Source organism: Microcoleus sp. S36a_B3 (assembly GCF_036700745.1).
Taxonomy (GTDB): Bacteria; Cyanobacteriota; Cyanobacteriia; order Cyanobacteriales; family Microcoleaceae; genus Microcoleus.
Map to the genome: position 1 here is coordinate 1 of NZ_JAUBPN010000009.1, position 26,856 is coordinate 26,856.

A 26,856-nucleotide genomic window follows, 5' to 3' on the forward strand; every position below is an offset into this window, starting at 1 on the left:
GCTTGGAACACTAGCATGAAGTTGAATGTACCGGAGATACCCAAGGGCATACCGTCTGAGAAGGAGCCTTGTCCGATCGGGTAGATCAAGAATACTGCGGTGGCTGCTGCAACTGGTGCAGAGTAAGCTACGCAGATCCAAGGACGCATACCTAAGCGGTAGGACAGTTCCCATTCACGTCCCATGTAGCAGAAAATGCCGATCAGGAAGTGAAATACTACCAATTGGTAGGGGCCGCCGTTGTACAACCACTCATCAAGAGAAGCTGCTTCCCAGATTGGGTAGAAGTGCAAGCCGATCGCGTTAGACGAAGGAACAACTGCACCTGTGATGATGTTGTTACCGAACATCAAGGAACCTGCTACTGGTTCGCGGATGCCGTCGATGTCTACGGGAGGGGCTGCGATGAAGGCAGTGATGTAGCAGATTGTGGCAGTTAGCAAGGTAGGAATCATCAGGACGCCGAACCAACCTACATAGATGCGGTTGTCGGTGCTGGTGACCCAGTTGCAAAACTGATCCCACAGGTTAGCGCTTTCGCGCTGCTGTAATGTGGCTGTCATGTTTTTATGATTGCGTTATTTGATTTTCAATGTTCGTGACGGCTTTTTGTTCCGCCATGTATATAACATAAACCTTTTATTTCAGTTTGTAAAGGGTTTTTAACTACAGTTTTTCTTATGTTTAATATAAGTAAATCTTATTTTGTTTTCTAATGCTTGCTGTGTGGGGATTCTATAAAGCAGAGTTCGGAGTTTACAGGTGATCGCACGAAAAAAATAATCTTCATAATCTAGCTGGCAAGGTGATTCGGGACTGGCGTGAGTGTTAAGATAGATGAAGTATTGCGATCGCCAACCGCAAAACTCGCACTTATATATATAGCTGTCGATCGAGTCCGATCGCTCAAAATCCCAAGGAATGTCCCGCACCGTCACCTACAGCCCCGCTTATACTCTGGTTCCCACCTACGAGTGTTTCAACCGCTGCACCTATTGCAATTTTCGGGCCCAACCGCTGCAAAGTCCTTGGCTGACACTCCCAGAAGCCGAAACACAGCTTGAGTTGCTGCTTCCTCAAGGTGTAATTGAAATTCTGATCCTCAGCGGCGAAGTACATCCCGAGAGTCAACGGCGAAAAGCTTGGTTGCAGCGGATTTACGATTTGTGCGAACTGGCGCTTGCTCTGGGGTTTTTGCCGCATACTAATGTGGGGCCGCTCAGCTTTGAGGAGATGGCGCAGTTAAAACAGGTGAATGTTTCAATGGGGCTGATGCTAGAACAGCTTGCCCCAGATTTGTTACAAACTGTTCACCGACACGCACCGAGTAAAGTGCCGGCGCTGCGACTGCAACAGTTAGAATGGGCTGGGGAATTAAAGATTCCGTTTACCACTGGTTTGCTGTTGGGAATTGGGGAAAGTGAGGCCGATTGGATTGAGACGCTGGAGGCGATCGCCCGGATTCATTCGCGTTACCATCACATTCAAGAAGTTATCCTCCAGCCCCACAGCCCCGGAAATCAGCAAAGTTGGGACGGTGAAGTTTTTGATGCTACAAAAATGCCGCAAGTAATTGCGATCGCCCGCAGCATTTTACCTGATGAAATTGCCCTACAAATTCCGCCCAATTTAGTTGCACAACCAGACATCTTGCTGGCTTGTTTAGAAGCAGGTGCTAGAGATTTAGGAGGGATTGGGCCGCGGGATGAAGTTAATCCCGATTATCCTCACTTGCAACACCAAACTTTAACAGAAATTTTAGCAACATCGGGATGGCAACTCGTAAAGCGTTTGCCTGTTTATCCTCAGTACGATAAGTGGCTGCCCCAGACATTGCAAACTGCTGTTAAACAAAGGAGAGTTAGTCATTAGAAATTCTTATTACTTAGTGCCCCTCGGCTGCGACTTCGTTTTTGTAGAAGCGGTTGAAACCGCCGAGTGATAAAAATAAACTATTCAGATTTTAAATCAAAGAACCGCCGCCATCAATCCAGACTTCAGTACCTGTAATGAAGCTGGAGGAATGTGATACCAGAAATAACACTAATTCGGCGACTTCTTCGCTAGAACCTGCCGTATTATCCGTCAAAGGAATCATGTCTTCAATGGAATCAGGCGCGACTGGAATGCGATCGAGATGGCGCTTAACGGTGCTTTCTTCAATTGCAGTTAGCACCCCGCCCGGACATATCACATTGACTCTGATTTGGCAGGCTGCGAGTTCTAGCGCCAGCATTTTTGCAAAGGCTACCTGGGCAGCTTTTGAACAAGCGTAGGCCGTGGCACCAACTTTCCTGAAACTTCTGGTGCCATTAATCGATGATGTAATTACAATTGAACCTCCTTGTTTTTTCAGATGAGGAACAGCATACTTAACAGCCAAAAAGGTTCCTCTGAGGTTGGTGTTAATTGTCCGATCCCACTCATCGGGTTCTATCTCCTCTATCGGCGACCATACACCGTTAATACCCGCATTTGCAAACAAAATATCAATTCTTTGATATTCATCAAAAATTGTTTGAAACGCTTTTTTCATTTGCTGAGAATCTCCCACATCTGCGGCAATAGCCAGCCCGCAACCTCCTTCATTGACCAACTGGCGGACGGTTTCTTGCCCCGTTTCTAAAATGTGATCGATAATAGCAACTTTTGCTCCTTCCTTAGCCATTAAAATTGCTGCTGAACGACCAATTCCCGACCCACCGCCGGTAATAACTGCAACTTTTTGTGAAAGTTTCATAAGTTTTTATGTAAGATAAAATAATATTAAATATTATACGCGATCGCATAGCCTAAAAATAGGACTAGAGAGAGAGCTTTAGTCCTAACTATAGATAGATGTTAGTTATCAAAAATATGAAAGCAAAAAGTAAAAAGATATCTTGCTTTTTACTTTTTACTTTTAACACAGTCCTTACGGCTGCGGGACCCAGACAGAAACTGAACCGGCGTTACACCTAAAATCAGCCCAACCCTCGTCATTAGTTGTGATCGCTTCTTGGATGTGTTCGGTGATGTCAATATAAGTTCGATTCGGCTGTCCGACTTCCATAAACTTAGTGCCATCGCCTCCGTTGCTGAGTACCACAGCCATGCCGCCCGGATGTTCTTCATCTCCGAGTCGCGTCCAGCCAATGGTATTGGCGTGGTCGAAGTAATCGTACTGATTGCCGTAGGAATAAGTTTGACGCGCTAACAAGAATTGATCGAGAATAAACTGATGTTTGTCTAACCAAATCTCGTATTCGTTACCATCGTTTGCTGTATCCTTATAGTTAGCGCCGTAATAATCCGGGTAAAAAATACACGGATATCCTTCGCTTCGCAGCAGGATTAAAGCGTAGGCAAGAGGTTTAAACCAAGCCTCGACAACAGATTCTAGGGATTGTAATGGTTGAGAATCGTGGTTGTCAACCAAGGTAACGGCGAGGGCGGGTTGCTGTTGGACGAGAGTGTTATCAAAAATTGTTCGCAAATCGTAGCTATTACCGGCTTTGCTAGCAGCGTGGAAGTTGTAGTGGAGGGGTGCGTCAAATAAGGCTACTTTACCGTTGGTTGCTTCTAGGAAGTAGTGCAAAGCTTCCACTTCGTAAGACCAATATTCGCCGACGGCAAATAGGTCGCGTTGGGCATAGTGGCGGACGTGTTCCAACCATTCTTGGAAAAATTCTGCTTTAACGTGTTTGACGGCATCGAAGCGAAAGCCGTCAACGTTTGTTGTATCGACATACCACTCACCCCAGTATTTTAATTCCCCGCTGACTTCTGGGTTGTCCATATCTAAATCGCAACCCATCAGGTAGTCATAATTACCTTTTTCTAAGTCTACTCCTTGATCAAATTCTTTACCTTTTAGCAGGTAAACAGCATGGGTTTCTGTGTTGTAAACGTTGTAATCAATGGCGTCAAAATGCCACCAATGCCACTCCATGCTGGAATATTTTTTATCGCGACCGGGAAAAGTAAAATGCGTCCAAGCTTTGATGTTTTGATATTCGCCTACTGTGGCATTGCGGTTGTCGGGATTGAAGGGTGTGGCTTCGGCTTCTTCTTCTGCGTCGGCACCTAATTTGTGGTTGAAGACAACATCGGCATAAATCCGAATTCCTGCATCTTGGGCAGCTTTTATCGCGGCCAAATACTCATCTTTTGTCCCGTATTTCGTCCGTACTGACCCTTTTTGGTCGAACTCGCCTAAATCGAATAAGTCGTAGACACCGTAACCTACATCCATACCGCCGCCGGTTCCTTTATAGGCGGGTGGCAACCACAGAGATGTAACGCCGATTTTCGCTAAATCTTTTGCAGATTTCGCTAGCTGATTCCACAGGCTGCCGTCGTCGGGGCTGTACCAGTGGAAATACTGCATCATGACGCCATTGACTTCAGACATATTAAGTTTTTCCTGTTTTTAAAAGTTGCCCGATCTATTGTTGTTAGTTGCCGATCGCTCTCGCTATTTCTGCAATCTAGGGTCAATACAAATGATAAAATATATGAATGAATAATAAAATATATCTTTTGACAGATTGACAATTTTGTATGTTGTATAGAAATATTTTTTAGCATATGTAACAGCGCAAAAAATATGTTCTAGGACTTGTGATTGTACGATCGCAAACCTGCTAGATATGATGTCAGCTTGAACGCAGACTATTAAATCGGTTTGCAGTGAGGATCCATCGTTGGTAGTGAGGACTTCTGTGTTCTGAGTTTTGAGGCGCACACAAGTCCGAACGATCGAACTTGGTAACGGTTATTTTACTGGAAATAAGATGATTCTTCGATGGGGTCGATCGCACAACGACCTCTAAACTGTCAAATATCAAGATTTTGCAGGTTCTCCGGCTACTCGCTCAATCTTAGTATCCCAAGTACCGCCGATCGCCAATTCGAGCAATCTAAATCCGGGCCCGATGGTGTCGAGGACAATCGGAGAGGTTTTGGGTAACAGTTGGATGCAGGTACTCGGTGTGCCCAAGTAGGAAACTCCGCCTCGCTGTTGGTGAAATTCTTGGTGAATATGGCCGCAAAGGACTATTTTGATTTGAGGGTATCGATCGACAATTGCCAAAAATTCATCGGCATTGTGCAGCATCATTCCATCCATTATTTCAGAGTCGATCGCCAGCGGATGATGGTGTAAAGCAATCGTAACAAATCGATCGCCCGTTTGTTGCAGTTGAGAGTCCAGCCAATCCAAACTCTCCGGGGAAAGCCGCCCGCCGTCGCATCCGGCTTCGACACTCGAAAGCAGCAGAAACTGCCAGTTTCCCAAGTGAAATGATTTTTCTGGCGAAATGGGCGGCTTATCTAATATTTGCTGCATAACTGGGATGTTGTCGTGATTCCCAGGTATCCAGTAAGCGGGGATGTTGAGGGGGGAAATCAAGGAGGCCAGGAGTTCGTAAGATTCGGCTGTTTCGTCTTGGGATAAATCTCCTGTCAGCAAAAGTAAGTCTGGCGGCGGCTTTATCTGTTGCAGGCGATCGAGAACTGTTTCGAGGGTGCGGGCTGTTGAAATCCCTTTCCATTGTCGATCGAGCTCTGCAAACAAGTGAGTGTCGGTGATTTGGGCGACTCGGATAGGAGAAACTGTTGTCATCAAAAAAAAATGGGTATAAACCCCGTCCTTTTAGAACGGCTTTACAAAAATCGGACTTACGCATTGACCAAAAATATCATCTATATATTTTAGACAATGCCATCACTGAATCGGTTTGCCAAAATATGCTCACGTATAACTGAAGTGAATAGATTCATTTGGACTTTATACCAGTTACTAATTGTTTTTTCAGAGCGCATAAACTCTAATCTAACAAAAGCTTGAAGTGAACAAAATATATGAGTCTTGTTGGAAAAAATAATTTAAAACCAAAGGCATCGCAGGGATCAAACTAGGGCATAAAGGGTCAAAAGGATATTTAACATCTCTACAAAGAACTGAAGTAATCGGATGGCTAAAGAATAAAAAATATTGGGATTTCGATGAGCTAGCTACTTATTTAGAGGGAGAATTTGGTGTCAGCTATCAATCCAAACAGAGCGATTATGAACTTTTATATCATTTGAGCCAATAAATATCTAATCACTACATATTTATTACTACCCCGAATTCTCAACGCAATCTGCTCCTGACAAGGAGATGAGTTGCTGGAGCCTGGTCGCGGGGGCAGCACGGCTTGAAGATATAGGCGATCGCCTCGCTGTAAAATGGTGATACCAATCTTGATCGCCTTTAACCAACCGTTAGCTTGATTCAATTTTGCTGAAATTTGCACAGCATTAAATCCGCATTACTTTTTACAGTCAATTATGTACCATTAAACGCGATACACACTTTGTTACAATCCCGGAAACCTTGGAAATCGGTTGTTTTAACCCTTCAAAAACCCATAAAAATAAAGGCGGCACCCAGATTTGAACTGGGGGTGGAGGTTTTGCAGACCTCTGCCTTACCACTTGGCTATGCCGCCGTTACGTCTGAAAATTGACGTTATACGATAATACACCAAATCCTGATTATTTCAACATATTTCTAAAAAATTTCCATCGCCCAAAGTTGGATCGCCCCCACAACCCCATCCCAGGCTACAGTAGAAATAGATCTATCGCCTCCGCTTCGCCCGCAACAGCAGCCTTGACATCCACCTCGTCCTGAAGGAGTGGCGATTCCCAATCATCACTGATCGGGTTTCTGCTTCGTAGCACCAGCCTTCGGAGATTGGCTCTGTGGCGTTGCTGAATCAGGGTATGATACGGGCAAAAATACGAGAGGGGAGCCGAAAATGATTTCTGGGATTTCGATTTGATGCGAAGATATTGGAAAAAACCCAGTTTCTGAGATTGTGCGTCGTAGCGAGAAACCGGGTTTTTGCGAAGATATTTGATTAGTGGCGAAGATATTGGAAAAAACCCAGTTTCTGAGATTGTTTCTAATGCCTGCACAATGCTACTTTGGGCATTAATCTATCTAATATTTGCCCGATCGCAATTACTGTCCAATCAATATCAGCTTCGGTTGTTTGGTGTCCCAGTGTCAAGCGAATTCCACAAACAGCATCATTTTCGCTATATCCCATTGCTAACAAAACTGGGCTTGCTGTTAGTTTACCGCTGTTGCAAGCGGAACCGGAACTTATGCCAATTCCTGCTAAGTTTAGCTGTCTCACGAGAGTTTTTCCTGTGAGTCGCCCTGTATCTATTCCTTGGTAAGGGCTACATTGGGGGGAGACAATGCAAAAACTGGTGTGGTGCGGCAGTCGGTTATATCGATCGCCCGTTGGTACTAAACTGGGTATGTGGGCTAATTTCTCAAAAAGGCGATCGCGCAATTCAATCAATCTCGCTGTTTCTGTATCTATTTCCTGCAAAGCCAACTCCGCCGCCACTCCAAAACCCACGATTGCGGGCAGCGCTTGCGTCCCTGAACGCAGTTTCAACTCTTGTCCGCCCCCCCCCAACATTGGCGCTAATTCCAGTCCCGGACGCACGTAAAGCGCGCCTGCACCTTGCGGCCCGTAAAGTTTGTGACTCGAAAGCGAAAGCAAGTCTACGGGGAATTTCTGCACGTCTATTGGCAGTTTCCCGGCTACTTGAACTGCATCGGTATGAAATATGATATTGCGCGATCGGGCAATTTGTGATAATGCTTCAATTGGTTGCAGCGTGCCAACTTCACTTTGCCCGTAAACAATCGAAATTAACACTGTATTCGATCGCAATGCTTCTTGCAAATCCAAGGGGTAAATTCGCCCCAATTTATCCACCGGTAATCGCGTTACTTCCCATCCCCACTGTTCGAGTTGTCGCGCCGGTTCTGCGACTGCGGAATGTTCTACGCTGGAAATAATGATATGCTGCGGCTTTGTATAAAGACGGGCAATTCCCATAATTGCCAAATTGTCCGCTTCAGTTCCCCCGCTGGTAAAAATTATCGATTCTGGTAGTGCGTTAATTAAGCTAGCAACCTGCATTCTAGCTAATTCTAAAGTAGTGGCCGCTCTTTGTCCCCATTCGTGCAAGCTGGAAGGATTTCCCCACTGCTGAGTGAGAGCTTTTTGCATGGCTTCAATTGCTTCTGGGCGTGTCGGGGTTGTGGCGCTATAGTCAAGGTAAATTTGCATGGTTTTAAGGAGTTAGTTGTTGGTTGTTAGTTGTTGGTTGTTGGTTGTTAGTTGTTACTTGTTATTTGTTACTTGTTATTTGTCAACAGTCTGTGGGTAGTTTGCTTTTGGGTATTTTTTTGATTTTCAACGCTTGAGTATTTGCTTTGCTTTGAATTGAGTTTAGGTAAGCGTTGAGTTTGGGAGATAGTTCGTCTATTAAAGGTTTTATGCGCTCTATTTGCTCGGTGGTTAACAGGTGTCGGGCCCAAGCTAATCTTAACCAGTGCCTTGTTTCATGCAGTGACCCCTGGCTATTTTGATAAAACGTTGATTATCATTGTAGTTATACCGCCCATTCCCCTCGGCAATATTAGCACCAATACTATCGACTGACCTAACCAATTGTTGCCCCACTGTATTTTTAGCAAATAAATCCCAGGATTGAACAATCAGCCAAACTTTATGAGAAATTTGCTCTGCTAATTGATAAACCTGCAACTCTTGAAACCTAGCCATATATTTACAAGTTGAACATTGAACAATTATAACATCTACCAAAAAAAAGCATAACTAATAACTAACTAATAACAACTAACAACCAACCAATAAGAATTAACCAATAACCAATAACCAATAACCAATAACAACAACTAACAACTAACTAACTTCCTGGTTTGCAGACGTTGTAGTCTTCGTGGGACAAAACTTTTTGGGGGATTAAGAAAGTCCCGCAATCTTCACAAAGCATTCTGTAGTTGCGTGTTACAGGAATGCTCACAATCCATCGGTTGTGACGCAGGCGTTTGCCGCCGAAATCTCTGTAATTCTTATTTTCCCCCAAAGCTGCTATAATTGCGCGAGCTTTAGTAACTACATGGTCGGGTAGACCTCTGAGATCGATCGCATCTTTAGCAAATGATGCTTCCCTCTCTTGTTTTTTGGTTTGTTTTTCTGCCAGCATTTCAACATATTGCTGCTGCGCTGCCAACTCTTGCGTGCAGCGATGGCACGCTTTACCATATCCTTTGTGACCGCAATCAAAAATTGTTTTTCTTTTAGCCATAAAGCAGCAGTATCGGGTTTGACCCACGCCCCTGAATGCTGCTACCCTACCAGTGATGCTTCCGGCATCGAGGCAGTTCTACAAGACGTAAAATCTATTCCCTTTCATAAAATTTATAGGTTCTAAGTTGACTTTATCGAATATGTTTGAATTGTGGGTAAGCCTATAACCTCAATAAAATTTTAAATTTTGTGACTGTATTTTATGATAATTTGCTCGGTTTGTGTTGTGCTGGACTGCTGGCGATCGCTCTGGCGGGTTGCGGACAACCAAAGCAAGAGGTGCAGAATTTGCCTCCGAGTCTGCCTCCGCTGCCTCAAGACGCCTTGTTGCAAGTATACTTCAATCAGTCCCTCACTTCTAATTATACAGAGCCTTATCGCGCGCAAACTAGACCTGGGGATGATTTAGAAAAGTTGGTCGCCGAGGCAGTAGCTAGTGCTGGATCGACGGTAGATGTAGCGGTTCAAGAGTTTCGATTGCCCGGTGTTGCGCGACAAATGGCCGATCGCGCGCGATCGGGCATTAAAGTCAGATTAATAGTCGAACATCTGTATACACGCCCTTGGAGCGATTATACAACCCTAGAATTAGCGAAATTACCCGAACGAGATCGCGATCGTTACAACGAATTCGTCCAACTTGCCGATACCAATAAAGACGGCAAATTAAGCCCCGAAGAAATCAAACAAAACGATGCTTTAGTAATTGTCAAAAATGCGGGAATTCCTGTCATTGACGATACTGCTGACGGCAGTAAAGGCAGCGGTTTGATGCACCACAAATTTGTAGTCATTGATAACAAAACAGTAATCGTAACTTCTGCTAATTTTACAACCAGCGATATCCACGGCGATTTCAAAACAGCAGCAAGTCGCGGCAATGCCAACAATTTATTAAAAATTGCCAGCCCTGAATTAGCAAAAATATTTACTCAAGAATTTAACATCATGTGGGGCGACGGGCCGGGAGGTAAACCGGACAGCAAATTTGGCATCAAAAAACCGTTTCGCTCTGTCCAAAAAGTAATAGTAGGGAATGCCACTGTTGCGGTACAATTCTCGCCGACAACTACGACTTTGCCTTGGGAAAATAGCGTCAACAGTTTGATTAACAAAAACTTGGGCAGTGCGAAAAAGTCAGTGGATTTGGCACTGTTTGTATTTTCGGCTCAACGGTTGTCAAATACTCTGGAAATTACCGCTAGGCGGGGTGTTGCGGTGCGAGGTTTGATTGACTCAAATTTCATTTATCGCCCTTACAGCGAAGGTTTAGACATGATGGGGGCGACTTTGATGCAAGATTGCCGCTGGGAAGCTGACAATCGCCCGTGGAGAAAGCCGCTGACTACGGTGGGGGTGCCGCTGTTACCAATGGGCGATCGCCTGCACCACAAGTTCGGCGTTATCGACGGAAATACGGTACTTACAGGTTCTCACAACTGGAGTGAGGCTGCAAATCACGGGAATGATGAGACGTTGCTGGCGATCGAGAGTCTGACAGTTGCGGCCCATTTTGAGCGGGAGTTCGATCGGCTTTACAAAGGTGCAATCTTGGGAATTCCCCACCGCATCAAAAAGAAAATCGACGCTAAGAAACAAGAATGCGATTCACTACAAGCAGCCTCAAAATCTGCGAATGCTAAACCTCAAATTGCAGGGAAAAAATTAGTTAATTTGAATGCAGCCACTAAGCAAGAATTAGAAACCTTACCGGGAGTAGGCCCGAAGTTAGCGGAAAAAATTATTGCAGCGCGAGAAAGGCAGCCTTTTCAGTCTTGGGAGGATGTCGAAAGGTTGCAAGGAGTCGGAAGAAAGACTGCAGACAAATGGCGCGATTTAGTCACATTTTAAAACGATTTAGTCGCATCTTCAAGATCTACCGACAATGATTGATTCAAGTAATGGGGTGAAAGTAAAATGCCGATGCTAACACAATATACGTTGCTAAAAGCAGCACTCCTTCCAGCCAATTAGAGCGCCCGTCGAGACTGATTAGATTAGCTATTGTCACCGCGATCGCAACTGCGACTACTTCAAACGGACTAAAGTTTAAATCCATCGGCTGATGAATCACTAATCCAATAATCACCAATATCGGCGCCACCAGCAAAGCCACTAGCAAACTCGAACCCATCGCGACAGAAACTGACAAATCCATATTGTTTTTCATCGCAACTCCCACCGCAGTTACATATTCGGCCGCGCCGCCCACAATCGGCAACAGGATAACTCCTGTAAACAGCGGTGTTAATCCCAATCCTTTGGTAGTTTCTTCGACAACGCCCACGAAAATTTCTGATTCAAAAGCAACGGCAACAGTTGAGGCAACTAACACCCCTACCCACAGCCACAAATTCGGTTTGTGCGCTGTAGTTTCATCGGTATTTTGAGGATTTTCTGACTCTAGTTCGACTAACCCAACATCGTAAAGATAGCTGTGAGTTTTTAAGGAAAATAGCAGAGTTAGACCGTAAACTGCAATTAGGACGATCGCCGTTATTAACGAAAGATTCTGAATGGCTGCTGGTTCCACTCCGTTTGAGGTGTAAATCACCATCGCCGGCAGCAGAATTGCAATCACCGCTAGAGTCATTGTGGAACCGTTCACCCGCGCGATGACTGGCTTAAATTCTTGTTCTTTGTACTTGAGTCCTCCTAGCAGCATGGACAATCCCATAACTAATAGCAAGTTGCTGATAATTGTGCCGGTGATGCTGGCTTTTACAATGTCAATCAAGCCTGCTTTGAGGGCAACTATGGCAATAATTAATTCCGTAGCATTGCCGAAAACTGCATTTAATAAGCCGCCTATGGATGGCCCTGTGACGATCGCCACTTCTTCTGTTGCTGTGCTCAACCAAATCGCCAAAGGTATAATACCTAAAGCGGATGTGATGAAAACTGTGAGGGAACCCCAGTGTAAATACTCAGCGGCGATGGAAATGGGGATGAAAACTAACAGGGCTATGGAAAGAATTTTTTTGATTGACATAAGAACTCGGATGGTGTACTGAAGCGTGAAATCGAGTTATCGGGGCGATCGCAAAATTGATTTTACACTATTCAACTATTCTCTGACAATTCTGGTGGCGAGTGCGATCGATAATTGGGAATTTTTAACCGTAAATGCACGCAGATCGAGGCAGATTGAATATAATAGAATTATATCGACATCGGTGAAAAGATATGTCTCAATCTGTAGTGCCAGTTGTTGAATCAAAGCAAATTGATACTTCACCCACCTTTACCTTTGAAGAATACCGATTTTATCAAACTGATTCCGATCTACAATATGAACTGTACAAAGGCAAATTAATTCAGATGCCAACCGCAACAGTTTTACATATCAAAATTTGCGAATATTTAGTTTACAAATTGCAGCGTTACCTAGCTGAACACAATCTTGATTTAGTAGCAAAAACAGGTTTAGGAGTAAGAACAGAAGAAGATACTTCTCGGATTCCTGATGTAGTTGTTTGCACTCAAAGTCTTTTGGAACAAGCTGCTGCTAGACCAGGTTCTGGTATCCTCGGTTTTGAGGAAAAGCCCCTGTTAGTGATAGAGGTAGTGAGTCAAAATCGGCGCGCCGATTACGTGATTAAACGAGCTGAGTACGAACTAGCTAACGTGCCCGAATATATCATTGTTGACCCTACACCTAACAAAGAATTGGTGCGAGTCTTAGCCTTTCCTGAAGGGGAAGACATCTATACCCAGACTGATTTTAGGGCGGAGCAACAAATGGTATCTGTAGTATTTCCCAATCTGACATTATCAGTGAATGAAATACTGTCTCCGCCTTTGGTTGAAGGGTTGATTAAAGCAGAACAAGCTCGGTTCCAGGAACTTGAGCAGCAAGCTGCGGTTGAGCGCCAACGGGCTGAAAGATTGGCGGCGAAGTTGCGAGAATTAGGAGTAGATCCCGATCGCATTTAGGAGCTTCGATGACCCCTAAATCATGAGTTAATTGTTATTAGTTATATCAAATCCGCGCTGGACAGAATTATTCAGATATCTATTCTATTCATCTGCGTGAATCCGCGTCAATCGTTTGTCATCTGGGGTGAAGAAATTATTTTTTTTGACCGCAGATACAGGCAGATTAACACAGATTAACGCAGATGAGTTAGATATATTCCGGTTGCACAGTCCGTGATTGTTGACACTTTTTTGTGTCCGTGACTGCGATCGATCGGGCTTAATACTGTGCAGCTATTCTACCCAATGCACTCGCACAAAATGAGCTTCGCGTCCCCAGAAGTCCTGACTTACAGAAATATCAACTACACTCAAATTAAACGGAATAGCAGTTGTCACGTAGCGCTGAGCCAGAGAACCCGCGTCAGGAGCTAACTGAGCCGCAGCCGCAGCTGCAGCACCCAAACCTAAAAGTTGCAGGATGGGCCCTTTCGGCAGGGCTAAATTGATGCTGACAGCAAGTCCAGCAGTCAGTAGCATTGCCACGGACAAATTTGTGCCACAGCGGGGATGTACGGCTAAATCCCACTCTCCGCCAGCAATTCGGTGCAAAGCTTCGTCCACTGCGCGGCGCAACTGTGCGATGTCAACGTGACCGTAAAGATAAAATCCTTCGTCTGTGGACATCCCGCCCAATAACTGATTGTCGGCTTTTGCTGTCGCTGCAGGGCCAGATTGACTGAGTACCCAAACGGTAGCGTGTTCTAAAGCATGAACCTGACGCACAGTCAAGATTTGCTTCAAACCGGGCACGAAATCGAGTTGCCGCAACAAGTCAGCATCTTGAGTCGGCTGCGGGGCAAAGTCGAAAGGAAACTCGTTAGCGCGATCGGAAGCAGAAGCAGTATTTGTCGTCATTTCAAAACAGCTCCACTAATATCAGAGATTCAATTTTAGGGTTGAACGCGCTTGCCTGCGCGAAACTCTCCTGAAAACCGTCTGCCTTTAGCATCTGTAATTACTCCTCTACCGTGAGGGAGTCCCTTACGCAGTTCGCCTTGGTAGCGAATGCCGTTTGGGAAACTGCAACTACCTTTGCCGTCTAGCTGTTCGTTAAAAAACTGACCGTCGCAGCGGGTGCCGTCAGTGCGGGTGAAGACTCCCCGACCAAACGGGTTTCCTGCGAAAAACTGTCCGGCGTAGCGATCGCCGTTAGCAAAGATAAATTGCCCTTGGCCGTGTGGCTGACTGCTAGCAGTCCCCCCGCCAATTTGTTCGACAATTTGAAATGTTCCCCGGTAGCGATCGCCATTGGCAAAAATAGCTTCTCCCCTAACGATTAGACCGTTGCGGAACTCTCCCACCATGCGGGCATCGCTGGCGAACAGAAACACGCCTTGACCGTTGGGCACGCCGTTACGAAACTGTCCTTCATAGCGATCGCCATTCGAGTAGACGTATATTCCTTGTCCCTGGGGTCTGCCGCTGACGAAATTTCCTTGATAATTATCACCATTCGAGTAGTTGCACTTGACTTGACCGTTCGGGGGAGAGCCTTCGCAAACGGGAGGGCGGGTTTGGTCTGATGCTGGCTCCGCCAATGAGGGCTGAGTGCTGGCTACAAACGAGAGGTATCCTACCCCCGAACTAACCAACATCAGGATTCCAAGTTTTTGAATTGAGCGAAGCATCAATGTTCTCAATTTTCGTTCCAAGGATTGAGGTAAATTTTTCATTTCACAGAGTTCTGGGCAACTTGGGGAGATTTTTCTCCCACAATTTTGGACACCTCTACACCGTTTTCTTCTAAAACCACAACAGGCTCGATTCCAGATTTGAAATCAACTCGTTTGATCAGCACCTGCCCGCTGGCAATCCGCTGTCCTACTTTGATATATCGACTGGTTGGCTCGTTAGGTGCTTTCACAATTACCAGTATGTCATTACCAACTCTGACTACGCCACTAACTTCAACTCCTCTGGCATTGTCTGTCGAAGGCGGAGGCGGTGGGGGTGCTGGAGTCGGTGGGGGCGGTGGTGGGTTTGGGTCTTGCCAAGAGGGCGGCGGCGTTAATCCTGGCAACTGGGGCAGACCGGGCAGTTCTCTGGTAGCGATGTTAGGAATTGTGGGAGGGCTGGGCGGGCGAGCCGCGATCGCTGGCGATCGTCCCGGTGATGTTCCCGGTCGTCCAGGTGAGGTTCCCGGTCGTCCCGGTGAGGCTCCCGGTCGTCCAGGTGAGGTTCCCGGTCGTCCGGTAGTGCCTGTTGGGAAGCCCGGTATAGATGGCAGTCCGGGTATAGATGAGGCGGGAACTCCTGCTATGTCTGGGGAGCCTGCCGGTCTAGTTCCGGGGCGTCCGGGGCCCGCTGGCTGCCGTCCGGTGCTACCTGTTGGGAAGCCCGGTATAGATGGCAGTCCGGGTATAGATGCCGGATCTCCTGCTATGCCTGGGGAGCCTGCCGGTCTGGCTCCAGGGCGTCCCGGTCTGGCTCCGGGGCGTGCGGGGGCTGCTTGGGGACGCGCTGAAATTGGCGGTCTCCATTGGGGTAAGGAGGTTAACGGCAGGTTGGGAACACTCGACACCTGTACGGGGGTTTGAGATTGGGGAAGTTGGGCAATTTCACCGCCGCCCGGTGTGCTATTGCGCTGTGCTGGTGTCCACTGAGGCGGATTTCTCTCGTCTGGCAGCTTGGGCAGACTTGGCACTTGTCTGGCTGGCAGGGTTGGAAGTTCGTTGCCGCCCACGCCACCGTCTATTTTGAGCGGTTGAGGGGGAAGGACTGAGAAGGGGTCGTTTCCTAAGCCGGGGATTGTGGTCTGTGGAATTCCCGTCCCGTTTACAATAGCTCCAGATGCTGTCTTTTTGCCTTTGATGTCTGCTTGAGCTTGTCTGGCCCGTTCGTCGGGGTTTGTAGATCGGATCAAGCCGGGGGGCTGGGCCGCGACTACGGGAGAAGGAAATGTCTGAGCTCCAGGACTGGGACTGGCGGAGGCGCCGGGAGTTCCGGGAGCGTTGGTGGCCGGTGACGGAGATGCTGCACCGGGAGTGGGAGTTGGACTGGGAGTGTTGCCACCGCCGTCGCCGCCGCATCCTGCAGTCCAGAAAGCCAACATTCCTATAGTTGCAAAATATAAAAGTTTACGCATTGCCGATCGCCCTAAACGCCTGACTTTTAAGTGATCCAAATGACTAGCGAAGTTGCTGCCATTTGCGGTTTTAAGTTTACCTGTGTTTGATGGTATGCGATCGCTTTTAAATTGCCAAGTTTTCCCGACGATCTGATGTTGCAGCGGGCGCTAGGTTTTCGGGAGCGGGTTAGGATATCAATGGCGGTCTTCTTTCGACATACTGAAATTACTAAAGGCATTTTATGGTGGCAAAAGTTTTTTCCAAGGGGATTTGGCGATCGGGCATTGTTTCTGCTGCTGTTTTGGCCACAGTTGGCTTAGTAGGAGGTGGCGAACTACATTCTCCTTCACATCGGGCGGCATTTTCAACAAAACTTGAGAAACCGGGTTTATTGATGAAAAACCTAGAATATCGGGCGCTCCCGCAGCGTGAAACCAATGCGATCGCATTGGTGTCGGATCGGAGTTTCCAGCAGATCGATCGCATTGGTTTCACAGCAAGCTCGATCGCCACAACTGGCAATGTGTACACTCAGTTTCGCCGAGGCCCGTCAAATCGCGTCCAACCGCCGGCCTCTCCATCTGGCAATTCAAAGGTATTTCAAGCTAAAATCAAGCGCCGCGCTGGTGGAACGCCGGTGATTGACGTGGTATTTAACGGTGACAAGACTTTTGAGATGATTGTCGATACGGGGGCGAGCGGCACCTTGATTACTCAGCGGATGGCTGCTGTACTGGGAGTGAGGCCGGTACGCACCGTGAGGGCGGGGATCGCTGACGGTAGCGTTGTCGAGTTTCCGATCGGCTTAGTGCGATCGATTCGGGTTGGAGGTGCTGCGATCCAAAATGTCGAAGTGGCGATCGCCAAACAAATGCCAATTGGTCTACTCGGTCACGATTTCTTTGGCAATTACGATGTGAAAATTAAAAAAGATGTTGTAGAATTTTATGTCCGCTGAGAGCGAGCCGATGCGGAAACCGATAGTCGATCGACTCCTGTAAAATTATTCGCAGCCCCCTCAAAGCTGTTTTATAGCAATTAGATTGAGGTATCGATCGATCAATTCCCCAATCCATCAATCTAAAATCTAAAATAGACGGGCTTCTCATTTTGTTGATATAGCGGTTCGATCGCGTGGTGAGGATTGCCCAATTCCCGATGCCCTGTTTGGCCTGTTTGCCCTGTTTGGCCGATGCCCGATAGTACCTCATCGCTAGAACCCTATAAAAGCTCTATTTATTTCTTGAGGTAGTAGTCAAACGCCGCCAAGTGTGGTACTTTATTGACTGTTTGCAGAGCCGTAGACCGTTGAACTATTTCTGAAAATCCGGCCGCAAAAGGACGGCGGCTGTTGGTGAGATCCGTAACAGTCTCAGACTTTGGATTCAAAATTGTTGAAGGCAAGGCAATCAATTAGACAATTCGCCAATCAGGTCGAAATCAGTTCCCAAAATGCTGCATCTGAGGGAATTTAGGTTGGCTTTGTTGGGCCAAAGCGTAGAAAGTATGTAAACTGATTTGCGGAAGATGTTCCCCAAACTCGGAACTCATGACGATCGAGAAATTAGTTATTGTAAATAAGGTATTCGCATGGCACAAACGTCTGTATCTCCTGTAGTGCTGATTATTCTAGATGGCTGGGGTTATCGCGAACAAAAAGACGGAAATGCGATCGCCTCCGCGAACACGCCCGTAATGGACAGTCTCTGGGCCGCTTATCCCAGAACTCTGATTAGAACATCGGGCCGCGCAGTAGGGCTTCCTGACGGGCAAATGGGCAACTCCGAAGTCGGTCACTTGAATCTGGGCGCGGGCCGCGTGGTTCCTCAAGAGTTGGTGCGGATCTCGGATGCTGTCGAAGATAATTCTTTGCTAGACAACCGCGCCCTACTTCAACTCTGCTCCGAAGTCCGCAGTCGGGGCGGCAAATTGCACCTGACTGGTCTTTGTTCCGAGGGCGGGGTTCACTCGCACCTGAGTCACATTTTGGGTTTACTAAAGCTAGCAAAGGCCCAGGGAATTTCTGAAGTTTGCATTCACGCCATTACTGACGGCCGCGATACTACTCCAAAAGAGGGCGTGGCAGCTCTCCGCAAGATTCAAGGTTATATCGAACAGGTGGGAATTGGTCGGATTGCTACCATCAGCGGCCGCTATTACGCGATGGACAGGGACAAACGCTGGGATCGGGTGCAGCGTGCCTATGAGGTGATGACGATTGAGGGCGCGCCTGATGGTCGATCGGCAGTTGATGTGTTGCAAGCATCCTATGCTGAAGGAGTCACCGACGAGTTTGCACTTCCGACTCGGATTGCTCCGGGCGCGGTGGCATCCGGCGATGGGATGATTTTTTTCAATTTTCGCCCGGACAGGGCTAGAGAATTGACTCAGGCCTTTGTAGCGCCGGATTTTAAGGGGTTTGAACGGCATTTAATTGAGCCGCTCAGTTTTGCAACTTTTACTCAGTACGACCCGAAGTTGTCGGTGTTGGTGGCTTTTGAACCGCAGAATTTGGACAATATTCTGGGCGAGGTGATTTCTCGACACGGTTTGCGGCAGTTGCGGACGGCGGAAACTGAAAAGTACGCTCACGTAACTTATTTTTTTAATGGGGGTCTGGAAGACCCTTTTCCGGGGGAAGACCGCGAGTTGGTGCAGAGCCCGATGGTGGCGACTTACGATACGGCACCGGAGATGTCGGCGGCCCTGGTGACTGATGTGGCGCTGGCTGCTTTGGCTAAGCGGATTTATTCGTTTGTGGTGCTTAACTATGCTAACCCGGATATGGTTGGTCATACGGGGATGATGGATGCGACGATAATTGCGATCGAAACTGTGGATAAATGTTTGGGGCGGCTGTTGACTGGCATTAATAAGGCTGGGGGTACGGCAATTATTATTGCTGACCACGGCAATGCTGAGTTGATGTTCGATGAGAATGGCAATCCTTGGACGGCTCACACTACTAACCCGGTGCCGTTTATTCTGGTAGAAGGCGAAGGTGTGCAAATTCCGGCTCACGGCACTGATGTTCCTCTGAGGGAGGACGGTTGTTTGGCTGATATTGCGCCGACTATTCTGGATCTGTTGAGGTTGCCTCAGCCGCCGGAAATGACGGGACGTTCTATGATTGAACCGGCTGATTTTGAAGTTCGCGCCAATCGCACTCCGGTGCGGGTGCGACTGTAGCAAGTGTCAGGTTAAGGCTGAAAACCCTTGATAAGTCTCGCTTTTACCCGAAGCCCGATCCCCCTAAATCCCCCGGATAGTCGGGGGACTTTGAGAAGAATCCTGTCCCCCCCCTTCTTAAGCTACGGTGTACACACATCTCTGTGTAGAACCAAAATCCTCGGAGATCCCCCTAAATCCTCAGGTCGGGGGACTTTGAGAAGAATCCTGTCCCCCCCTTATTAAGGGGGAGTAGGGGGCAAGCTAAGGGGAGATCGGGCTTCGGGTAAAAGCGAGATTTCTCAAGGTTTTCAGGGTTAAATTGGCACGATGAAAGGCAGTGCCGTGTCTAACCGAGGTTGTGCGCGATCGACCGAATTTGATATCATAATAAATTACTGATTACTAATTACCAATTACCCCCCGATTATGAATATTGTTTCTCTGTTACAAATGATCTGGTCTTTGTCGGCTCTAGGACTTGTGGTTTTGGTGTTGCTGCACAGCCCTAAAGGCGATGGTATTGGAGGGATTGGCGGACAAGCTCAATTGTTTACTAGCGCTAAGAGTGCGGAAACGACTCTGAATCGCATTACTTGGGGTTTGTGTATTGTTTTTATGGGTTTGACTGTAATTTTGAGTGCTGGTTGGTTGACTCCTGCGTCGTAAGATGAGGATTTTTAACCGCAAATAAACGCAGATTGACGCAGATATAAATTTGAGATAGTTTGCATTAATCTGCGTTTATTTGTGTTGACTTGCGGGCGGAACAATGCGGTTGTGGAAAGTTAGGATCAAAAATCGATTGCTGGCTGGTTTGGGATTGGCTTTATGTTGTTTTATCCTGATATTTTTTAGTCAGGTTAATACTCCTGCTGCTAGTGTTTCTCTTCTGGAGAATAGTTGGCCGCCTCCACAGGTTCACCCTTTGCCGCCAATGCTGGAAAATTGGCAGGATTCAACAAATAGCGGTGATTATTTCGATCGGGTTAAGCCACCGAATGTTGGTCATTTGCTGTGGTCGAAGTTCCCGATTCAGGTTTATGTTGAGCGTCCCGCTGATGCTAATAAGTCTGAAGAATGGATGGCGGCTGTGTTGGATGTTGTGCGGGAATGGGGGGTTTATTTGCCTTTGGAAGTGGTGAATAGTTCGGAGGTGGCTGATATTAGAATTTTACGTCGGGCTCCGCCTTTGCGTCAAGGGGTTTTGCGATCGCGCTCTGGGGAATCTACCTATAAATTGTACGCCCGTCGAGATGACGATAAAACTGTTTTATCTCATCGGTTTTCGGTTTATTTGAATCCCAATCAAGTGGGTAAGTATGTTGCGGCGACGGCGCGGCACGAGTTAGGCCACGCCTTGGGAATTTGGGGCCACAGTTCGATGGAGACTGATGTGCTTTATTTTTCTCAGGTACGCAATCCTCCCCCTATTTCTGCGAGGGATGTTAATACTTTGAAGCGGGTTTATCAGCAGCCAACTCGGTTGGGGTGGGAATTGTAGTTTAAACCACAAATTCCCGGCGATTGGAAATCGCGTCTACACAAACGAAGTCTACCTGCGTGGACTAAGAGAAGATTCCGATTAGTTATTAATAGCAAAGAGAAGAAATATGAAAGATGAAGCTTTTGGCATTGTGCCAGTTTTTGCGACAGAAACTGATAGTTTGTTTTTGTTGATTCAACATCAAGCCGGACATTGGGCTTTTCCTAAAGGTCACGCAAATCTGGGGGAATCAGCGCTAGAAACGGCGAAGCGGGAGTTTGAGGAGGAAACTGGCATCCGCGATTGTGAAGTGCTTGAGGAGCCTAGTTTTGTGGAACGTTATTCCTTTGTTAAGGAAGGGAAGCCTAGTTCTGTGCAACATTATTCCTCTGCGAAGGAAGGAGAATCAATTGAAAAGACTGTTACTTACTTTTTGGCTTTTGTAAATTCAATGGAAGTTCAGTTGCAAGTGGAGGAAGTTCAAAATTCGGCCTGGAGTTCCTTTGAGGATGCAGTTAAGCTGATTACTTTTGATGGGAATCGGCAGATTTTGAGGGAAGTTAAAGCATTTTTGGACGATAAAAAAAATAGTTAATATCAAATCCGCTTATCTAATCATAATTAAGTTTACAGTCAGGACTTTAGTTCTCTATTAAAACTTTAATTCGCTAAGGACTGAAGTCCTGACTGCAAACAAATTGTTCTGTTAGATACCCGACTTCTTGAAGAAGTCGGGTATCTAGGTATTATGTGAGATTATTTGTGGGTTTTCTGGATTTTGGCGTGATGTTCTAGGCGAGCGAAAACGTTGTAGGCATCGGGGCCTGGATTGCCGTGTTCGACTGCGCCGTCGATGGGGCCGTCGATGGCTTTCCAAGCTGGAATTCCGCCTTTTAGTTCGGCTACTTTTCTAAAGCCTGCTGCGCGGAGAAGATTGGCGGCTTCTGCTGTTTGTGCGTCGCTTTCGCCGTAGATGTAGATGTCGCGAACGGTTTCTAAACTAGATTTTGCGCGCTCTACTAATTCGTCCATTGGCATCGGTACTGCGCCGGTAATGCGACTTTTGTTGAAGCTTTCAAAATCGCGCACGTCGATGATTGTAAGTCCTGGTTCGCCCCAATCTAAACGGGCTTTGAGGTCATGGCTGGATACTTGGGATCTTAAAGCGGGAGGGGTGGGAGTAATGTCGGGAAGTTTTTCTTTGATGTCGGAAATTTGGTCGGGAATAGTTTTCATGGCTACATTTGTATTGAATGCTTTGATAGCAATGTAACGAGATGTGTAAGTTGAATGCGTCTTTCTAAAGGCATAATCGGGTATTTAACTAAAGTCGCAGTTGAGTTGAATTGCTGGTGGTTGACTGCTGTTGGGAACGCTCTATTTGTTGAGTTTGTTAACCTGTTCATGCCCCGGCTGCGGATTGTTTTGATTGAAAAGTGCGATTTTATACCAGTTGTTTAAAACAATGCCAAAAAAGAAATTTTGTTTTTTTTTACTTTGTTGTTGAGGTGCGGATGTACTCGAAAAGTCGATCGACTGTGGGGATTTATTGCGGTATCTGCAGCCTGGGAATTCTCTGGTATGAATTTTGAAAATTGGTATTGTTTGCAGCGGATGTTTTGAAGTGCGATCGCTCGTTCGGTTGAGCATTGTATCAAATGATGACACTTTGGTCAATCCTAATTATTTTAAAATGAAAATTGCTGGATGCTGTGGGCGGTATGGTGCGCTATTTTGCTGAAAAATTGAGAGGTTTTTCTGCAAAATTTCTGGTAAGATTTGATACTAACAATAGGTATTTAAAGGTATGGATATGTCTGAAAACAGTGAAATTGCAGTGTCTAAAACTTTGACACCCGAAGAGCAAGCGGTGTGGGATGCGAAGGCGAAAGTTCGGGTACTGCTGAATTTGTGGGATTTGAGCGGCGGGAAGATGAAGGTGAAAAAGGGGGAGTTGACTAAGCGGATTGTGCGGACTAATGAGACGAGTCAGAGATATGTGGAAGTGCTCGGCGAGTTGCAGGCGACTGGGGCGATCGAGTATTCGCTGGTAAATCGGGTGACGCTGGTGGAGTTGAGCGCCAAGGGGAAAGAAGTTTTGGCGGATGGCTTGAAAAGTGCTGATTCTCTGTTTGAGTTTGATGGTTCTCAAATTGGTACTCGGCTGGGAAATGCTTTGTTGAAGTGGATTCGGCATCAGGATGGTGCGGCGGGTGTTGGGGTTGAGGCGGGGAAAGGGGATGCAGGGGCGATCGCATCCTATGAGGATTTTAAGGCTGTGGCGCTGGATGTGTATGACAGCTTGAACCGGGATTATAACTTAGACGATTTAGTGCCGATTTATCGGATGCGTCGGGCGATCGGAGAAAGGGTAGGGCGATCGGAGTTCAATCAGTGGCTGTTGGAAATGCAGGCTCAAGATATTTTGCAGCTAATAGGTGGCAGTGTAGAAGACAGCGCCCCCGACAAAATCGAAGATTCTATCACCACAAAAGTGAACGGTTTGCGCTGCTATGTCAAGCGTTTAACCTAATTAACTTGAGTTCGTAGTGCATTCGCTCCTTTATCTTCACACGCACACAAAACGATGAATGACTTTCACTCCTCAATCGCATATCTCAGTAAAGCTATTGCAAGTCAAAACCCTTTTGACAGATCGTTAATAGTCAGGAGCAATGATATTTGGAAGCCAAGTTTTCCTGACGTTCCCTCTATCAATGCTCACGCCTCTGATGGTATTTTTCAGGCAATTGAGCAAATTCGTGCCGGGTATCGCACAGTTAGTGGCATCACGATCAGAGCTGAAAAAGGTCTAGGAAAAAGCCACCTAATCAGTCGGATTCGCGGCCGGCTTCTAGATGAAGGTGGCTCTTTCTTTGTTTATATGAGCGACGTAGACTATGGAAACTTAAACCGAGTCAACGCTAACTTTCTAAATACTTTGTCCTCAAGCCTGAAACAGATGGGTAACGAAGGCGTAATGCAGTGGCAAGAATTAGCAACTGCTTTGATCAATGAGGCATTAGGGGAAACTTACATACCTCAGCAGCTAGTCAAGCAATTTTCTGGGGAATTAGCTGAAAAGCCTAAATTAGTTGATGCCTTAACTGCCAAAGTGCTTCGACTTAAGCCAAACATCGAAAATCCATATTTGATCCAGGCTATTCTGTGGACACTTTCTTTAGATAAAGTGAGTTTTGCAACCAACTGGCTATCTGGAAGAGCCTTGGCACAGGCACAAGCTGATGCAATGGGTTTGCCAAATTCTACAGAAGAGGATAAAGAAGGCGAAGCATTGCAGACTGTTTGCCAAATTTTAGACTTAATCGGTGATTATAGAACTCTAGTAATTGGCTTTGATGAGTTAGAGAGTGTAGATCGGAATGAAGCTGGTTTCAACAGGGCGCAGGTCGTCGCACTCTTAGTAAAAGACTTGTACAGTAAAATTAAACGAGGTGTCTTAATGACAGCTATGTTTGATGAAACTTGGTTTAACATTAGATCATTACCGCAGGCAGAGTCAGTCACAGCTAGAATGGGTGAAAAGATTTTTGATTTAAAGTATCTCAATGCTGATGATGTAGTGACTCTAGTTTCTCAATGGCTCGAACAATTTTATGACAGTAAAGATTTAATTCCACCTGATCCTGTTTATCCTTTTGATGAAGGTGAACTGAGAGAACTGGGAAAAGAAAAGTTAATTGTCAGAAAGGTTTTAGAGGAGTGTGCTAAGAATTGGAAAGTGCCTGGTGATCCTCCACCGCAAACCGCACCAGATCCACTCCATCAAGTTGAACTTGCTTTTAACAATGAACTGAATGCACTTGAGGAAACAATCGAGAAATATTTTGAGGATAGCAGTATTTTAGCGGAAGCTCTATATTTTGGCTTGCTGGCACTAAAAGGCAAGAGTGTGGAAAAAGTGCAAGTTGAGGAGATTGAAAAGGTACAAACTAAAGCAGCAGACAGAGGTTATCTCCACTTTAGAATTCGAGGCAAAGAAAATGGAAAATCTGTTAAGATAGTAGTAGCAGTTGTTCAAGAATCTGGGGCAAGATTTGTAAGTGCCGCATTAAAGCGATTAATTGATTATCAAAAGTTTGATATGACTCGCGGTTGTTTAGTTCGTTCTAAAGATGTTAAACCGAATACTGTAGGGAAACAGTGTTTAGACAAACTTCTTTCTCAAGAACTAGGTGGAGAATTTGTCAAGCTTGCAAGTGAAGATATCAAGCCTCTATTAGCCATTTATTTGGTCAACAAGGCTCACACAGATTACGAGCTAACCGAAGACCAAATACAGCAGTTTATTGTTCAGAAAAAGCTCGCAACTGAAAATTATCTAATTTGTGAAATTCTTAGCGATCCGTCAGGTCAAATTCCTGATGGGTTGGTTGATGAAAATGAGATAGTTGAAAGTACCTTCATACCTGATACAACGGAAATTAACAACCTCGACGAAGCACTTGATAAATTATTAGGTCAATAAGTGGATGAGTTATTCTGTTTTTCTTGATACGGCTTTGCAGTTACCTGCGCCAGATGTGGAAGCTTTAATCGAAGGGCGAGTGATTGCAGCCATGCCTCGAATTTTCATCGAGCCTGGTAGGTCATTTGCCCTATATCCAGCCAATATCTCGATTAATTTGCTCCCCCATGAGCAATACTACCGATCGAGTTTTTTACCAGTTGCTAAAACCTCATTTTCTCAGTTAACTTCTGAGACGATTTTGATAAAAGCTTGGGCTAAATGCGAATGGTGTCAAATACTAAACGATTCCGAATCATTAGAGGCTTTGTCGCAGTTAACAGTCTGGACAACAGAGGCATTACAGCAAACTCTCCTGCAACGACGTAATATTTTTCTAACTCATCTTCGCGTTTATCTGCTACCTCAGCCGCTGGAAATGCCAGTGCATCCCAGCGGCAATTTTGTATCTTTGCCAAAGTCTCTAAACGTTACTGATGCAACGCCAGTGTTGAGTGAGTCTATCTTTGCCAAACGCCGTCAAAAGCTGGAAAAATTAGAGCCTCCTGAACATCCAGAATGGGAAGATTTGCAAAGTGCATTAGTGCATTTATCCACCACCAACCCAAAAGCCAAACAACTAGAGGCAGAAATCAAAATGTTTCTAGGTTGGAGTAGCGATAAGCCTGTAAAACCAATCAAACCGGATTTAGCTTGGATAAATACCATAGCAGCTTTGGGAAATCGCACCAAAGAACTAGATACAAACAAAAGCAACTATCAAGCAGGAACAGACTTTGAAATTGTAGTGCGCGATAGCCTTGAGTTTTTGGGATTTACCATAGATTATGCTCACAAAGGTGGTGCTGGTGGCTTAGATTTATTATGCTCAAAACCTTACCCCTTAGTTGGCGAGTGCAAAGCCGGTAAAAAAATCCCTAACGATACAGCAGTTCAATTGCTGAATTTAGGAACGCTACGCCTCCCAGATAAAGAAACCCTCGCAAAAGCAACTAAGTTGATTATTGGCCCTGGCGTTCCAACTACTCAACTTATGGATGCAGCAAAAAAACACGGTATGGCAATTATGAACCCTGAAACGCTGGAAAAACTGGTTAAACTTCAAAGCAACTATCCTAACTCGGTGGATTTATTTAAACTGAAAGAATACTTAAAACCGGGACAATCTGATGATGAAGTTGCTAAATATATTGAGCAAGTTGAACAAGAAATTAAAGTGCGATCAGATGTTCTGCATAGTTTGAAAAAGTATCAGGAAAAGAGTGGTTTTGAACGAGCAAGTGTCGAGGCTGTTAGTGGTGCTTATTCAATGTCTAATGCACTTAGACCGTTATCACCCAAAGACTTGCACGAAATTCTAGTTGAGCTTTCCTCTCCTTTGACAAATTATGTGGGGCGAATTAAAGGAGAAAATTGGCAAAGCGATCGCTTTTATTTCCTGCGCGACTTGCCGCTAGATGATTGAGATACCTCAAGGGCGATTCCCTGCGG

22 protein-coding genes, 1 tRNA gene and 2 pseudogenes are annotated in these 26,856 nt (G+C 46.0%); 11 read left to right on the top strand and 14 right to left on the bottom strand.

All coding sequences use genetic code 11. The features are described from left to right. A pseudogene (locus QUA01_RS12185) lies at positions 1–563 on the bottom strand (photosystem II q(b) protein); the annotation flags it as partial. A 358-nt stretch (positions 564–921) separates the two neighbouring features. Here QUA01_RS12185 and cofG point away from each other — a divergent pair. Beyond that, positions 922–1,872, top strand: a complete 951-nt coding sequence (cofG, locus tag QUA01_RS12190) for a 7,8-didemethyl-8-hydroxy-5-deazariboflavin synthase subunit CofG (RefSeq protein WP_333086810.1) — start codon at positions 922–924, stop codon at positions 1,870–1,872. A 91-nt stretch (positions 1,873–1,963) separates the two neighbouring features. Here the strand turns inward: cofG and QUA01_RS12195 are convergent, their stop codons facing one another. The 7 genes and pseudogenes from QUA01_RS12195 to QUA01_RS12230 form a co-directional block, all read right to left on the bottom strand. Next, positions 1,964–2,740, bottom strand: a complete 777-nt coding sequence (locus QUA01_RS12195; protein ID WP_333086813.1) for an SDR family oxidoreductase — start codon at positions 2,738–2,740, stop codon at positions 1,964–1,966. A gap of 174 nt (positions 2,741–2,914) precedes the next feature. Beyond that, entirely contained in the window at positions 2,915–4,393 is a 1,479-nt protein-coding gene (locus QUA01_RS12200) for an alpha-amylase (RefSeq protein ID WP_333086815.1), read from the bottom strand. 432 nt (positions 4,394–4,825) lie between these two features. After that, the gene (cpdA, locus tag QUA01_RS12205; protein ID WP_333086817.1) at positions 4,826–5,605 is read right to left on the bottom strand and encodes a 3',5'-cyclic-AMP phosphodiesterase; all 780 of its coding nucleotides are present in this window, start codon (positions 5,603–5,605) and stop codon (positions 4,826–4,828) included. Positions 5,606–6,405: 800 nt separating this feature from the next. Next, positions 6,406–6,476, bottom strand: a tRNA-Cys gene (locus QUA01_RS12210). Between the two features lie 459 nt (positions 6,477–6,935). After that, positions 6,936–8,126, bottom strand: coding sequence for a cysteine desulfurase family protein (locus tag QUA01_RS12215; protein WP_333086818.1), 1,191 nt, complete (start codon positions 8,124–8,126; stop codon positions 6,936–6,938). An 82-nt stretch (positions 8,127–8,208) separates the two neighbouring features. Beyond that, positions 8,209–8,624, bottom strand: a pseudogene (locus QUA01_RS27410) (four helix bundle protein). Between the two features lie 145 nt (positions 8,625–8,769). Further along, positions 8,770–9,171, bottom strand: a complete 402-nt coding sequence (locus QUA01_RS12230) for a DUF7682 family zinc-binding protein (protein WP_194069079.1) — start codon at positions 9,169–9,171, stop codon at positions 8,770–8,772. 191 nt (positions 9,172–9,362) lie between these two features. Here QUA01_RS12230 and QUA01_RS12235 point away from each other — a divergent pair, with 191 nt between their 5' ends. Next, positions 9,363–11,024 (top strand): DUF655 domain-containing protein, encoded by a 1,662-nt coding sequence (locus tag QUA01_RS12235; protein WP_333086821.1) that lies wholly within the window; start codon positions 9,363–9,365, stop codon positions 11,022–11,024. A 43-nt stretch (positions 11,025–11,067) separates the two neighbouring features. Here the strand turns inward: QUA01_RS12235 and cax are convergent, their stop codons facing one another. Further along, entirely contained in the window at positions 11,068–12,165 is a 1,098-nt protein-coding gene (gene cax, locus QUA01_RS12240; RefSeq protein ID WP_333086823.1) for a calcium/proton exchanger, read from the bottom strand. Positions 12,166–12,359: 194 nt separating this feature from the next. Between cax and QUA01_RS12245 the strand changes: the two genes are divergently transcribed. Next, complete coding sequence (locus tag QUA01_RS12245; protein WP_333086824.1) at positions 12,360–13,109, top strand: Uma2 family endonuclease; 750 nt, start codon at positions 12,360–12,362, stop codon at positions 13,107–13,109. Between the two features lie 276 nt (positions 13,110–13,385). Here the strand turns inward: QUA01_RS12245 and QUA01_RS12250 are convergent, their stop codons facing one another. From QUA01_RS12250 to QUA01_RS12260, 3 genes are read right to left on the bottom strand one after another with little or no spacing between them, the layout of a single operon-like run. Beyond that, complete coding sequence (locus tag QUA01_RS12250; RefSeq protein ID WP_333086825.1) at positions 13,386–14,009, bottom strand: DUF6391 domain-containing protein; 624 nt, start codon at positions 14,007–14,009, stop codon at positions 13,386–13,388. Positions 14,010–14,044: 35 nt separating this feature from the next. Beyond that, positions 14,045–14,827 (bottom strand): MORN repeat-containing protein, encoded by a 783-nt coding sequence (locus tag QUA01_RS12255; protein WP_442921581.1) that lies wholly within the window; start codon positions 14,825–14,827, stop codon positions 14,045–14,047. Next, on the bottom strand, positions 14,824–16,239 hold the full coding sequence (locus QUA01_RS12260) for a hypothetical protein (protein WP_333086826.1): 1,416 nt from the start codon (positions 16,237–16,239) through the stop codon (positions 14,824–14,826). Before QUA01_RS12260 ends, QUA01_RS12255 begins: the two co-directional genes overlap by 4 nt. 224 nt (positions 16,240–16,463) lie before the next feature. On the opposite strand from QUA01_RS12260, the gene QUA01_RS12265 reads away from it, so the two are divergent. Continuing rightward, entirely contained in the window at positions 16,464–17,180 is a 717-nt protein-coding gene (locus tag QUA01_RS12265; protein ID WP_333086828.1) for a retropepsin-like aspartic protease family protein, read from the top strand. Here the strand turns inward: QUA01_RS12265 and QUA01_RS12270 are convergent. Continuing rightward, positions 17,146–17,433 carry a hypothetical protein gene (locus QUA01_RS12270; RefSeq protein WP_333086829.1) on the bottom strand — a complete coding sequence of 96 codons (288 nt, stop codon included), beginning with the start codon at positions 17,431–17,433 and terminating at the stop codon, positions 17,146–17,148. The genes QUA01_RS12265 and QUA01_RS12270 overlap by 35 nt on opposite strands. Positions 17,434–17,812: 379 nt before the next feature. Here QUA01_RS12270 and gpmI point away from each other — a divergent pair, with 379 nt between their 5' ends. From gpmI to QUA01_RS12290, 4 genes are all read left to right on the top strand, one after another. After that, complete coding sequence (gene gpmI / locus QUA01_RS12275; RefSeq protein ID WP_333086832.1) at positions 17,813–19,411, top strand: 2,3-bisphosphoglycerate-independent phosphoglycerate mutase; 1,599 nt, start codon at positions 17,813–17,815, stop codon at positions 19,409–19,411. Positions 19,412–19,819: 408 nt separating this feature from the next. Beyond that, the gene (gene secG, locus QUA01_RS12280) at positions 19,820–20,059 is read left to right on the top strand and encodes a preprotein translocase subunit SecG (protein WP_194065723.1); all 240 of its coding nucleotides are present in this window, start codon (positions 19,820–19,822) and stop codon (positions 20,057–20,059) included. 103 nt (positions 20,060–20,162) lie between these two features. Further along, positions 20,163–20,894, top strand: coding sequence for a peptidase (locus QUA01_RS12285; protein ID WP_333086834.1), 732 nt, complete (start codon positions 20,163–20,165; stop codon positions 20,892–20,894). A gap of 109 nt (positions 20,895–21,003) precedes the next feature. After that, positions 21,004–21,471: a bis(5'-nucleosyl)-tetraphosphatase gene (locus QUA01_RS12290; RefSeq protein WP_333086835.1), complete on the top strand. Its 468-nt coding sequence runs from the start codon at positions 21,004–21,006 to the stop codon at positions 21,469–21,471. 161 nt (positions 21,472–21,632) lie between these two features. On the opposite strand, the gene QUA01_RS12295 is transcribed toward QUA01_RS12290, so the two are convergent. Then, on the bottom strand, positions 21,633–22,112 hold the full coding sequence (locus QUA01_RS12295) for a rhodanese-like domain-containing protein (protein WP_333086837.1): 480 nt from the start codon (positions 22,110–22,112) through the stop codon (positions 21,633–21,635). A 577-nt stretch (positions 22,113–22,689) separates the two neighbouring features. Between QUA01_RS12295 and QUA01_RS12300 the strand changes: the two genes are divergently transcribed. Genes QUA01_RS12300 through QUA01_RS12310 form a run of 3 tightly spaced genes read left to right on the top strand, consistent with a single transcriptional unit; the run spans position 22,690 to position 26,830 of the window. Next, a complete protein-coding gene (locus QUA01_RS12300; RefSeq protein WP_333086838.1) occupies positions 22,690–23,409 on the top strand; it encodes a hypothetical protein in 720 nt (239 codons plus the stop codon). A gap of 54 nt (positions 23,410–23,463) precedes the next feature. Then, a complete protein-coding gene (locus tag QUA01_RS12305) occupies positions 23,464–25,365 on the top strand; it encodes a hypothetical protein (RefSeq protein ID WP_333086839.1) in 1,902 nt (633 codons plus the stop codon). Positions 25,366–25,369: 4 nt separating this feature from the next. Further along, the gene (locus QUA01_RS12310) at positions 25,370–26,830 is read left to right on the top strand and encodes a DUF1802 family protein (RefSeq protein ID WP_333086840.1); all 1,461 of its coding nucleotides are present in this window, start codon (positions 25,370–25,372) and stop codon (positions 26,828–26,830) included. Positions 26,831–26,856: the final 26 nt, after the last annotated feature.